Source organism: Pseudomonas sp. Fl4BN1, assembly GCF_009908285.1.
GTDB lineage: Bacteria > Pseudomonadota > Gammaproteobacteria > Pseudomonadales > Pseudomonadaceae > Aquipseudomonas.
Window position 1 is genome coordinate 117,508 of the sequence record NZ_JAAARM010000012.1, and the last position, 12,169, is coordinate 129,676.

11 protein-coding genes are annotated in these 12,169 nt (G+C 58.7%); 9 read left to right on the forward strand and 2 right to left on the reverse strand.

Going from position 1 to position 12,169, the window contains the following annotated elements; all coding sequences use genetic code 11:
- Nucleotides 1–265 precede the first annotated feature (265 nt).
- The 7 genes from fadB (at nucleotide 266) to GV818_RS15720 (ending at nucleotide 8,812) form a co-directional block, all read left to right on the forward strand.
- A complete protein-coding gene (gene fadB, locus GV818_RS15690) occupies nucleotides 266–2,413 on the forward strand; it encodes a fatty acid oxidation complex subunit alpha FadB (RefSeq protein ID WP_161753151.1) in 2,148 nt (715 codons plus the stop codon).
- A gap of 28 nt (nucleotides 2,414–2,441) precedes the next feature.
- Nucleotides 2,442–3,617 carry an acetyl-CoA C-acyltransferase FadA gene (gene fadA, locus GV818_RS15695; RefSeq protein WP_161753149.1) on the forward strand — a complete coding sequence of 392 codons (1,176 nt, stop codon included), beginning with the start codon at nucleotides 2,442–2,444 and terminating at the stop codon, nucleotides 3,615–3,617.
- A 96-nt stretch (nucleotides 3,618–3,713) separates the two neighbouring features.
- Complete coding sequence (locus GV818_RS15700; RefSeq protein WP_161753147.1) at nucleotides 3,714–3,950, forward strand: DUF1653 domain-containing protein; 237 nt, start codon at nucleotides 3,714–3,716, stop codon at nucleotides 3,948–3,950.
- Between the two features lie 114 nt (nucleotides 3,951–4,064).
- Nucleotides 4,065–6,683: a type I DNA topoisomerase gene (gene topA, locus GV818_RS15705; protein WP_161753145.1), complete on the forward strand. Its 2,619-nt coding sequence runs from the start codon at nucleotides 4,065–4,067 to the stop codon at nucleotides 6,681–6,683.
- A gap of 158 nt (nucleotides 6,684–6,841) precedes the next feature.
- Nucleotides 6,842–7,366 carry a DUF6586 family protein gene (locus tag GV818_RS15710; RefSeq protein ID WP_161753143.1) on the forward strand — a complete coding sequence of 175 codons (525 nt, stop codon included), beginning with the start codon at nucleotides 6,842–6,844 and terminating at the stop codon, nucleotides 7,364–7,366.
- A 50-nt stretch (nucleotides 7,367–7,416) separates the two neighbouring features.
- Complete coding sequence (locus tag GV818_RS15715; RefSeq protein ID WP_161776960.1) at nucleotides 7,417–8,436, forward strand: hypothetical protein; 1,020 nt, start codon at nucleotides 7,417–7,419, stop codon at nucleotides 8,434–8,436.
- A gap of 142 nt (nucleotides 8,437–8,578) precedes the next feature.
- On the forward strand, nucleotides 8,579–8,812 hold the full coding sequence (locus GV818_RS15720; protein ID WP_011060267.1) for a hypothetical protein: 234 nt from the start codon (nucleotides 8,579–8,581) through the stop codon (nucleotides 8,810–8,812).
- Nucleotides 8,813–8,918: 106 nt separating this feature from the next.
- Here GV818_RS15720 and sulA read toward each other — a convergent pair whose 3' ends face one another.
- Both sulA and lexA read right to left on the reverse strand, forming a co-directional pair.
- On the reverse strand, nucleotides 8,919–9,392 hold the full coding sequence (gene sulA / locus GV818_RS15725; RefSeq protein ID WP_161753139.1) for an SOS-induced cell division inhibitor SulA: 474 nt from the start codon (nucleotides 9,390–9,392) through the stop codon (nucleotides 8,919–8,921).
- Between the two features lie 10 nt (nucleotides 9,393–9,402).
- Nucleotides 9,403–10,008, reverse strand: coding sequence for a transcriptional repressor LexA (gene lexA, locus GV818_RS15730; protein ID WP_161753137.1), 606 nt, complete (start codon nucleotides 10,006–10,008; stop codon nucleotides 9,403–9,405).
- A gap of 251 nt (nucleotides 10,009–10,259) precedes the next feature.
- Between lexA and GV818_RS15735 the strand changes: the two genes are divergently transcribed.
- The gene (locus tag GV818_RS15735; RefSeq protein ID WP_161776961.1) at nucleotides 10,260–10,967 is read left to right on the forward strand and encodes a TetR/AcrR family transcriptional regulator; all 708 of its coding nucleotides are present in this window, start codon (nucleotides 10,260–10,262) and stop codon (nucleotides 10,965–10,967) included.
- Nucleotides 10,968–11,170: 203 nt separating this feature from the next.
- Nucleotides 11,171–12,169, forward strand: coding sequence for a beta-N-acetylhexosaminidase (gene nagZ / locus GV818_RS15740; RefSeq protein WP_178124938.1), 999 nt, complete (start codon nucleotides 11,171–11,173; stop codon nucleotides 12,167–12,169).

A 12,169-nucleotide genomic window follows, 5' to 3' on the forward strand; every position in this document is an offset into this window, starting at 1 on the left:
CGATGAAGTGACCGCAAAGTCGCGTTTCAAACGGTATTTTGTACGATTGACAATTGTCGGGTTTTCCCTGAATGTGGCGTACCCAAATCAAACGGGCGTATGAAATGAGCGTTTGTATCTCAAGCGACTCTATACAGAATCCCGACTATCGCGTTGGCGGGTGTGCCTGGCGGATTGGCGTTAGCATCGACGGTGACGTCAGTGTCATGCCAGAAGTCAGCGTCCGACGTGTACTGTTCAGCTTCCATATCGTGGAGATCAGTTGATGATTTACGAAGGTAAAGCCATCACGGTTAAGGCTCTTGAAAGTGGCATCGTCGAATTGAATTTCGACCTCAAGGGTGAGTCCGTCAACAAGTTCAACCGTCTAACCCTGAACGAACTGCGTCAGGCTGTTGACACCATCAAGGCAGATGCTTCGATCAAGGGCGTGATCGTCAGCAGTGGCAAGGACGTGTTCATCGTCGGTGCCGACATCACCGAGTTTGTCGACAACTTCAAGCTGCCGGATGCCGAGCTTGTGGCTGGCAACCTCGAAGCCAACAAGATCTTCAGCGATTTCGAAGACCTCAATGTACCGACCGTTGCTGCGATCAACGGCATCGCCCTGGGCGGAGGCCTGGAAATGTGCCTGGCGGCGGACTACCGCGTCATGGCTGCCAGCGCCAAGATCGGCCTGCCGGAAGTCAAACTGGGCATCTACCCTGGCTTCGGCGGTACCGTACGTCTACCGCGCCTGATCGGTGCCGACAACGCCATCGAATGGATTGCTGCCGGCAAGGAAAACCGTGCTGAAGATGCGCTGAAAGTCGGTGCCGTCGACGCTGTGGTTGCTCCCGATAAACTCAAGGACGCCGCTTTGGCCCTGGTCAAGCGCGCCATTTCCGGCGAGTTCGACTACAAGGCCAAGCGTCAGCCGAAGCTGGAAAAGCTCAAGCTCAACGCCATTGAGCAGATGATGGCTTTCGAAACCGCCAAAGGTTTCGTGGCTGGCCAGGCCGGCCCGAACTACCCGGCCCCGGTCGAAGCGATCAAGACCATCCAGAAAGCTGCCAACTTCGGTCGCGACAAGGCTCTGGAAGTGGAAGCCGCAGGCTTCGTCAAACTGGCCAAGACCTCTGCCGCTCAGAGCCTGATCGGCCTGTTCCTGAACGATCAGGAGCTGAAGAAAAAGGCCAAGGCCTATGACGAGATCGCCAAGGACGTGAAGCAGGCTGCCGTACTCGGCGCCGGTATCATGGGTGGCGGCATCGCCTATCAGTCGGCCTCCAAAGGCACGCCGATCCTGATGAAGGATATCAACGAGCACGGTATCGAGCAGGGGCTGGCGGAAGCCGCGAAACTGCTGGTGGGCCGCGTTGACAAGGGCCGCATGACTGCAGCGAAGATGGCTGAAGTGCTCAATGGCATTCGCCCTACGCTGTCCTACGGCGATTTCGGCCACGTCGACCTAGTTGTCGAAGCCGTTGTCGAGAATCCGAAGGTCAAGCAAGCCGTTCTGGCTGAAGTCGAAGAGCACGTGAAAGAGGACACTATCCTCGCCTCCAACACCTCGACGATTTCCATCAGCCTGCTGGCCAAGGCCCTCAAGCGTCCGGAAAATTTCGTTGGCATGCACTTCTTCAACCCGGTGCACATGATGCCGCTGGTTGAAGTGATTCGTGGTGAAAAATCCAGCGAGCTGGCGGTTGCCACCACCGTTGCCTACGCCAAGAAAATGGGCAAGAACCCGATCGTGGTCAATGACTGCCCGGGCTTTTTGGTCAACCGGGTGCTGTTCCCGTACTTCGGCGGTTTCGCCAAGCTGGTCAGCGCCGGTGTGGACTTCGTGCGCATCGACAAGATCATGGAAAAATTCGGCTGGCCAATGGGCCCGGCGTACCTGATGGACGTGGTCGGCATCGACACCGGCCACCACGGTCGCGATGTGATGGCTGAGGGTTTCCCGGATCGCATGAAGGATGACCGTCGTTCGGCCGTGGACGTGCTCTACGAAGCCAAGCGCCTGGGCCAGAAGAACGGCAAGGGCTTCTACGCCTACGAGACCGACAAGCGCGGCAAGCAGAAGAAGGTTGTCGATCCGTCGGTACTGGAAGTGCTCAAGCCGATCGTTTACGAGCAGCGTGAAGTCACCGACGAAGACATCATCAACTGGATGATGGTCCCGCTGTGCCTGGAAACCGTTCGTTGCCTGGAAGACGGCATCGTTGAAACTGCGGCCGAAGCTGACATGGGTCTGGTCTACGGTATTGGTTTCCCTCCATTCCGTGGCGGTGCGCTGCGTTACATCGATTCCATCGGTGTCGCCGAGTTCGTTGCCCTGGCCGACCAGTACGCCGATCTGGGCGCGCTGTACCACCCGACTGCGAAGCTGCGTGAAATGGCCAAGAACGGCCAGAGCTTCTTCGGTTAAGCGCCCACACTAGAGCGAGAGTGAACATATGAGCTTGAATCCTAGAGACGTCGTGATTGTCGACTTCGGTCGTACTCCGATGGGCCGCTCCAAGGGCGGCATGCACCGCAACACCCGCGCCGAAGACATGTCTGCGCACCTGATCAGCAAGTTGCTGGAGCGCAACGTCAAGGTTGACCCCAACGAAGTCGAGGACGTGATCTGGGGCTGCGTGAACCAGACCCTGGAGCAGGGCTGGAACATCGCCCGCATGGCTTCCCTGATGACTCAGATCCCGCACACGGCTGCAGGTCAAACCGTCAGCCGCCTGTGTGGCTCGTCCATGAGCGCTCTGCACACTGCTGCACAAGCGATCATGACCGGCAACGGTGACGTGTTCGTCGTGGGTGGCGTCGAGCATATGGGCCACGTGAGCATGATGCACGGTGTCGATCCGAACCCGCACATGTCCCTGTACGCGGCGAAAGCCTCGGGCATGATGGGGCTGACCGCCGAGATGCTGGGCAAGATGCATGGCATCACTCGTGAAGCCCAGGACGCCTTTGGCGTGCGTTCCCACCAACTCGCCCACAAGGCGACCGTGGAAGGCAAGTTCAAGGATGAAATCATCCCGATGCAGGGTTATGACGAGAACGGTTTCCTGAAGCTGTTCGACTACGACGAAACCATTCGTCCCGAGACCACCCTGGAAAGCCTGGCGGCGTTGAAGCCAGCGTTCAATCCGAAGGGCGGTACTGTGACTGCCGGTACTTCGTCGCAGATCACTGATGGTGCCTCGTGCATGATCGTGATGTCGGCCCAGCGTGCCCAGGACCTGGGCATCCAGCCGATGGCGGTGATCCGTTCGATGGCAGTGGCGGGTGTGGATCCGGCCATCATGGGCTATGGTCCAGTACCGGCCACGCAGAAAGCCCTGAAGCGTGCGGGCCTGGGGATCGCCGATATCGACTTCTTCGAGCTCAACGAAGCTTTCGCAGCACAGGCCCTGCCAGTGCTGAAAGATTTGAAAGTGCTCGACAAGATGAACGAGAAGGTTAACCTGCACGGCGGCGCGATCGCCTTGGGTCACCCATTCGGTTGCTCCGGTGCGCGTATCTCCGGGACCTTGCTCAACGTCATGAAGCAGAATGGCGGCACCTTCGGTGTGTCCACCATGTGCATCGGCCTTGGCCAGGGCATCTCGACCGTCTTCGAACGCGTGTAAGCGTTTGGTTGATGGAAGCCGGGGCCCAGTGCCCCGGTTTTTGTTTTTCTGAAGATTTATTTGTTTTTTTTAAAAGTTTTCCACGAAGGCCAGAGTATGCAGTTACAACCCGGGCTCTATCAGCATTACAAGGGGCCGCAGTACCGCGTTTTCAGCGTTGCGCGGCACTCGGAAACGGAAGAAGAAGTGGTGTTTTACCAAGCCCTGTATGGCGATTACGGCTTTTGGGTGCGGCCCTTGAGCATGTTCCTGGAGTCGGTCGAAGTTGACGGCGAGCAGGTCCCGCGCTTTGCTTTAGTGCAGGTCGAACCCAGTCTTTTTTTACCGGCATAAGCGCAGGTCGCGCAGTACCCTGCGCTTGACCTCACCTTGTTGCCACTATATATAGCGGTGCCGCGTCAGGCGCCAACCGCCTTTCACTTCTCGAATTCAGGAATTTTCTGATCCATGGGCAAATCGCTGGTCATTGTGGAATCCCCGGCTAAGGCCAAGACCATCAACAAGTACTTGGGTAACCAATACGTGGTGAAGTCGAGTATCGGCCATATCCGAGACCTGCCCACCAGCGGTTCGGCAAGTGCCGCCAAAGAGCCAGCCGCGAAGCGTGGCAAGGCTGCCGCTGGTGAGGCGCCCGCGCTTTCGCCTAAAGAGAAAGCGCGCAAGCAGCTGGTCTCGCGCATGGGTGTTGATCCGGAACATGGCTGGAAAGCCAAGTACGAGATCCTTCCAGGCAAGGAAAAGGTCATCGAAGAGCTGCGCCGGCTCGCCAAGGATGCTGACACCATCTATCTCGCAACGGACTTGGACCGCGAGGGGGAGGCAATTGCCTGGCACCTGCGGGAAGCCATTGGTGGTGATGACAGCCGTTATAAGCGCGTGGTGTTCAACGAAATCACCAAGAAAGCTATTCAAGAGGCGTTTTCCAAGCCGGGTGAGCTGGATATTCATCGGGTCAATGCGCAGCAGGCCCGACGCTTCCTCGACCGCGTTGTGGGTTACATGGTCTCGCCACTGTTGTGGGCGAAGATCGCCCGCGGCTTGTCGGCCGGTCGTGTGCAATCGGTAGCAGTGAAGCTGGTGGTAGAGCGCGAGCGTGAGATTCGTGCCTTCATCCCGGAAGAATACTGGGAAATACACGCGGATCTTGGTACCGCCAAGGGTTCGAATGTGCGTTTTGAAGTGGCTCGTGAAAACGGTGAAGCCTTCAAGCCGCTCAATGAGACCCAGGCCATGGCTGCCCTGGAGAAGCTCAAGGCGTCGGCCTACAGCGTTGCCAAGCGTGAAGACAAGCCCACCAGCAGCAAGCCGTCGGCACCGTTCATTACTTCCACCCTGCAGCAGGCCGCGAGCAACCGCCTGGGCTTCGGGGTGAAGAAGACCATGATGATGGCTCAGCGTCTGTATGAAGCGGGCTACATCACCTATATGCGTACCGACTCGACCAACCTTTCGGCTGATGCCGTGACGATGGCGCGTACTTATATTGAAGGCGAGTTCGGCAAGAAGTACCTGCCGGAAAACCCGAATGTCTACAGCAGCAAGGAAGGCGCGCAAGAGGCTCACGAAGCGATTCGCCCTTCCGATGCCAACACCGAGCCAAGCAAGCTGTCGGGCATGGAGCGTGACGCTGAGCGTCTCTACGAGCTGATCTGGCGTCAGTTCCTGGCTTGCCAGATGCTGCCAGCGCAGTACCTGTCTACCACCGTCAGTGTTGCTGCGGGTGGCTTCGAACTGCGTGCCAAGGGCCGCATCCTCAAGTTCGACGGCTACACCCGGGTCATGCCGCAAATGGCCAAGCCGGGCGATGACGATGTGCTGCCGGAAATGGCTCAGGGCGAAGTGTTGAAGCTGATCAAGCTCGACCCGAGCCAGCACTTCACCAAGCCGCCGGCGCGCTACTCCGAAGCCAGCCTGGTGAAGGAAATGGAAAAGCGCGGTATCGGTCGTCCATCGACCTACGCTGCGATCATTTCGACCATTCAGGATCGCGGTTATGTGACTTTGCACAACCGTCGTTTCTACTCGGAAAAAATGGGCGACATCGTCACCGAGCGTCTTTCCGAGAGTTTCTCCAATCTCATGGACTACGGCTTCACCGCCGGCATGGAAGAGAACCTCGATGACGTGGCTCAGGGCGAGCGCGACTGGAAGAATGTGCTCGACGAGTTCTACGGCGACTTCAAGAAGAAGCTCGAAGTGGCCGAGAGCGCTGAAAGCGGCATGCGCGCCAACCAGCCGGTGATGACCGACATTCCGTGCCAGACCTGCGGTCGGCCTATGCAGATCCGTACTGCGTCGACTGGCGTGTTCCTTGGCTGCTCGGGTTATAGCCTGCCGCCTAAGGAGCGTTGCAAGGCCACCGTCAACCTGGTGCCGGGTGACGAGATCGCTGCAGACGATGAGGGTGAGTCCGAATCCCTGGTGCTGCGCGGAAAACACCGTTGCCCAATCTGCAGCACGGCGATGGATGCTTACCTGCTGGACGAGAAGCGCAAGCTGCACATCTGCGGTAACAACCCGGATTGCGCCGGCTACGAGATCGAAGAAGGCAGTTACCGGATCAAGGGGTATGAGGGTCCGAGCCTGGAGTGCGACAAGTGCGGCAGTGAGATGCAGCTCAAGACCGGCCGTTTTGGCAAGTTCTTCGGTTGCACCAACCCGACCTGCAAGAACACTCGCAAGTTGCTGAAGAGTGGTGATGCGGCGCCACCGAAGATGGATCCGGTGAAGATGCCTGAGCTGAAGTGTGAGAAGGTCAACGACACCTACATCTTGCGCGATGGTGCATCGGGTCTGTTCCTGGCTGCCAGCCAGTTCCCGAAAAACCGCGAGACCCGTGCGCCGTTGGTGCTTGAGCTGATCCCGCACAAGGACGAAATCGATCCGAAGTATCACTTTCTCTGCGAAGCGCCGAAGAAGGATCCGGATGGCCGTCCAGCAGTGGTGCGTTACAGCCGCAAGACCAAGGAGCAGTACGTACAGACCGAGGTCGATGGTAAACCCACCGGCTGGCGTGCCTTCTACGACGGCGGCAGCTGGAAGGTCGAAGACAAACGCACCAAGTGACAGGGGCGCCGAGACTTGTTTCTCGGCGCGCTGTTGGACAAGGCCGCATGAAGCCCCCGGGTCTCATGCGGCCTTTCTTTTGGCTTGCGGCAAGCCGGAGTGATCCCTGAAACTGTGCCATCCGCATTCGGTTCTCTCTCCTGGTGGAGGCTGCCTATATGGCCCACGAGCTCTATACCCGTACCAATCAGAAAATCTATTTTGCCGGCTTGTCGCTGGAGGTTTTGGCCCGCGCTGAAGAGGCGCGGGCGATGAATGCTCAGGCGCAGGTTCAGGCAGGTCGTGAGTCGGTGTTGTTTCATCTGTACGGAGCCTTGCTGGGGCTTTGCCATGAAATTGCCGGGTTCTACAGGTTGCCACAGGCCAATGCCGCTCGTGTCGAGCAGATCCTCAGCCGTGAGGTGCTGGAGAGCATTGCCATTCCTGAGTTGGCGGAGTTGCTGGAGCTGGCGAATAGTCCGCAAACCTGGCTGGCTCAGCTGTTGTCGGCCTATGGCGCGCTGTTCCAGCCGCCCCGTGCGCCGCACAAGCCCAAGGGTGATGTGACTCAGCCACTGATTGTGGCAGTCAACCTGGATGAGCAGGAGCCGGAAGAGGAACTGAGTCGGGAAGAGCTGGAGAGCTGGCGGCAGAACCTCAAGGCTCTGGCGATTCGCTTTCGTGATGGTCTGAACGAGTGTTGAGGCTGATCGCCGGTTGATTCGACGTTCGATGATTTGATCAAGGATGAGTCATGCTGTTTTTTTTACGTGATCAGGCGCTGGTTCGCCTGCTGGACGATAGTCAGGTGCGGGTCACTCGCGCCCGGTCCAAGGCGGATCTGCTGGAAGTGCTCGACAGGCTCGAGATATTCCCTGGCGGGCTGGAGTTTGACCATGTGCAGTCAATAGCGCTGCTGGTCCTGGCCATTGCTTCGTTCGCTGCCTTGCTGTTGATGGATGACATGGGGGTCATGTTCTGGGTGGGCTTGGCTTGCTGTTTCTTCAGCTACTACGTCATGAAGGGGTTGTCTGGCTCGTTGACGGGGCTGGCGTCGAATATCGCCCGCAAGTGTGCGCTATTCAGTAATGACCTGAGTGAAGTCGATAGTGACGCAGACTGGTGCCTGAAGAGGCTGAACAACGAGTTTGTTGATTACGACCGAGGTAATGAGCGTCGCTATATCGTGGAGTCGATCCAGGGCATTTACCACGGAGTCCGACACTCGTTGGCGTTCGAGTATTACCATCTGCAGTACGTGAGCTCGCGAAGCGAACGTGGAGCAGGCGGCAGCTACAATACGGTCTATGAGACCTTCAGTCGCTATAGCCTGGTACTGGATTTTCCCTGGGTCAGAGGCATTTCGGCCCTGACCGACCCCCAGGAACGATCATTGACAGGTCGGCGCTTCAAGGTTGATTGCGACGATTTCAATCAGGCTTTTGTGTTGCGCGGCAGTGACCAGGCCTGTTGCACGAGCTTCGCCACGCCTGCGATCCAGCTCTTCTTGATGGGGCTTGCACGCCGCCTGGAAAAAGTGAACCTGGAATTTTCCAGCCAGGGGCGACTGTGCCTGAGCTTCGACGATGCCGAAGTCATGGCTTATGCCGATCCCGGGCCGCTCAGCGATCTTCCGTCCTTTCGTGAGCGGATCAAGGCGGGTATCGAATTGCCGGGGTTGTACCCGATATTGGAGCTGGTGCATCGGCTGGCGGAGTTGCAGGAGCCCGCTCCTGAGTTTTCCTTGGTCGTTGCCGAGGGAATAGGGCAGTAACGGCTGGAAGGGTGGTTGGCCTTGATTAGGGGGATATAGGCGGAGAGCTGTGCTGGTGAGTCAGTTAAGCTTGCTCAAGATCCCGAGCGAGGGCGGGGCGATGACTGATATAATCTCGCCCTTTCGTGGAGAACAGACTTTTATGCCAACGTCCTTTCTAGAAATTGTCGAGTTGCCAGACGGTCGTATCGAGCTGCGCAGAGCTGAGGACGAGGGTTCTCTGGTTACTTTGGATTTCTCCGAGGACGCCAAAGCCTTTCTGCAAGGTCAGCATGTGGAAGTGGCCAAGGCCATGTTGAGCGTCGGCGTACAGATGGCTGGTCGCTTGGTTGAGGGTGAAATCGACAAGGAAGACGGTCCGCGGGTTCTTCACTAAGTCCGTTTATCGGTTTTCTTCTTGCTGCTCGTCGTATTTGTTTCGGCTTCTCAATCCTGGAGAAGCCTTGCGCCATTCAGGCGAATTTCCAGCGACTTTCCGGTGTTTATCCCAGGCGAATATTCAGGCTTTGCGCATCGCCTGTGCGTGCGGCGCTGATCAGCTGTTGCCGGGCGCCGCCGCTCAGTGGGTTCAACCAGCTGACCACCGTATGGCTGCGGCCCAGGCGCAGGGCTTCACAGGCCAGCTGTTGCGGGCTCTGGTTTCCGCGGGGGTGTAGCAGCAGAATACGTTCGCGATTCAGTCCGGCGTCCCGCAACCAGCTCTGGGTCAGGCTAGAGGGAGGCGCAATCAGGGTTAGCCAGCGAGCGTCCTGATCCTGGCTCAGTTCCCTGAGGATCGGTGCCAGGAGGTTCAGGCAGTTCCCGGTGGCACCGCGTAACGACAGTTCGCTGAAAGCTTCTGGATCTTTGTTCCAGGGCGATTCGACTACTTCCTTGAGCGCTGGCGCCAATGGCTGGAGCAGAAACGCTTCGAACAGTGGCAGTTGTGCTTGCTGTGGTGTGTGGGGGAACTGCATGGAGCCTCCTTTAGCGGCGAATGACGCCGACACTCAAGCCTTCGATCACCAGTTCCTGGTCTTTCAGGTTGACTTCGATGGGGGCGAATTCAGGGTTCTCGGCCATCAGCCAGACTTTGCTGCCTTCGCGCTTGAAGCGCTTGACCGTGACCTCGTCACCGATGCGCGCCACCACTACCTGGCCGTTGCGGACTTCGCGAGTGGTGTGGACCGCCAACAGGTCGCCGTCGAAGATACCAATGTCCTTCATGCTCATGCCGTGGACCCGAAGCAGGTAATCGGCACGGGGATGGAAGAAGGCCGGGTTGATGTTGCAGGACTCTTCGATGTGCTGCTGGGCCAGGATCGGTGCGCCGGCAGCGACACGGCCGATGATGGGCAGCGAGTCGTCAGTCTTGGCCTCGAAACCGGGAATGCGGATCCCGCGGGAGGCTCCGGGAGTCATCTCGATCGCGCCTTTGCGGGCCAGGGCCTTGAGGTGTTCTTCTGCGGCATTGGGGGATTTGAACCCCAGTTCCTGCGCAATTTCGGCGCGGGTAGGCGGGTAGCCGTTGTCTTCAAGGCAGCGTTTGATAAAAGCCAGAATCTCAGCTTGGCGTGGCGTCAGTTTTAGCATGTCGATCGCTCTGTCTTTTTATACAGTGACTGGGATTATATACAGTGAACGTCGCTTGGCAATCCTCCTTTTCCCATGGTTGGCCGGGAGGTTGTCATCCAAGTGTCGGAGTCCGCCGCCGAAGGCTGGCTACAGTGGCCGGCAGGTGTGATTAAATAGCGCGCCGAACGGCCTCTGGGGAGGCTTGCAGGCTTGACATTGCAGAGCCTGAAACGTATGTTTCAAACAAGTGTTTGTCAGGCGGAGTAGCCATGGCCCAGTCGGAAACCGTTGAACGCATTCTCGATGCTGCCGAGCAGTTGTTCGCGGAAAAAGGTTTTGCCGAGACCTCGTTGCGGCTGATCACCAGCAAGGCCGGGGTCAACCTGGCAGCGGTCAACTATCATTTCGGTTCCAAAAAGGCCCTTATCCAGGCGGTGTTCTCGCGTTTTCTCGGGCCGTTCTGCATCAGCCTCGATCGCGAGCTGGAGCGACGCCAGTCCAAGCCGGACAACAAGCCGAGCCTGGAAGAACTGCTGGAGATCCTCGTCGAGCAGGCGTTGGTAGTGCAGCCGCGTAGCGGCAATGACCTGTCGATCTTCATGCGCCTGCTAGGGCTGGCCTTCAGTCAGAGCCAGGGGCATTTGCGGCGTTATCTGGAAGACATGTACGGCAAGGTGTTTCGCCGTTACATGCTGCTGGTCAACGAAGCAGCGCCGCGTATTCCACCCATCGAGCTGTTCTGGCGCGTTCACTTCATGCTGGGTGCGGCGGCGTTCAGCATGTCGGGGATCAAGGCATTGCGGGCCATCGCCGAGACCGATTTCGGGGTCAATACCTCGATTGAGCAGGTCATGCGCTTGATGGTGCCGTTTCTCGCAGCAGGCATGCGTGCCGAAACCGGTGTCACTGACGAAGCCATGGCCAGCGCCCAGCTCAAGCCGCGCAGCAAGTCAGCCCCGGCAGTCGCCAAGGCTTGACCTCACGGCTGGGCGCGACAGCTTACATCCGCTAAGCTAGCCGCCCATGCCGATTCTTGTTTTATACCCCCTGTGCCTTCTCCTCTCGCCGACGCCGATTGGCCCGGTTGCATCCGTGGCGGATCCGGCCCTGTCTGCGTTCATTGGAATCCATCGTTGATGGTGCGCGCATCTGTGCTTAAGGAATGTTTATGACCGCTGGCCTGCAAGGCTCCTTGATGGTGGACGTCGCCGGTACCTGGCTGACGGCTGAAGATCGCCAACTCCTGCGTCATCCGGAAGTGGGCGGCCTGATCATATTTGCCCGCAATATTGAGCATCCGCGCCAGGTGCGTGAACTCAGCGCGGCAATTCGCGCGATTCGTCCGGACCTGCTACTGGCGGTGGATCAGGAGGGGGGCCGGGTGCAGCGGCTGCGTCAGGGCTTTGTCCGCCTGCCGGCCATGCGCGCCCTGGCGGACAATCCGAATGCCGAGTACTTGGCCGAGCAATGTGGCTGGATCATGGCCACCGAAGTGCTGGCAGTGGGCTTGGACCTGAGTTTCGCTCCAGTCCTGGATCTTGATCACCAGCGCAGCGCGGTGGTGGGCAGTCGTGCTTTCGAGGGGGATCCCGAGCTGGCGGCGCTGCTGGCCGGGGCCTTTATCCGTGGCATGAACGGTGCTGGCATGGCTGCTACCGGCAAGCATTTTCCGGGGCACGGCTGGGCCGAAGCCGACTCCCATGTGGCAATTCCTTGCGACGAGCGCAGCTTGGATGAAATCCGTGCCAAGGACCTGCTGCCGTTCGCCCGCCTGAGCAGGCAGCTGGCGGCAGTTATGCCAGCCCATGTCATCTACCCACAAGTCGATCCGCAGCCGGCAGGCTTCTCCCGCCGCTGGCTGCAGGACATTCTGCGTGGCGAGCTGCAATTCGATGGGGTCATCTTCAGCGATGACTTGTCCATGGCCGGTGCTCATGTGGTGGGGGATGCGGCGAGCCGCATCGAAGCTGCGCTGTCCGCCGGTTGCGACATGGGCCTGGTGTGCAACGATCGCGCGGCGGCTGAGTTGGCCCTCAGCGCGGTGCAGCGCCTGAAGGTGCGGCCGTCGCCGCGCATCGCGCGAATGCGTGGCCAGGCTGTTGCCAGTGTCGAGTACAAGCAGGCACCTCGCTGGCTTGCCGCACTGGGTGCGCTGAGGGCCGCTCAACTGATTGATTGA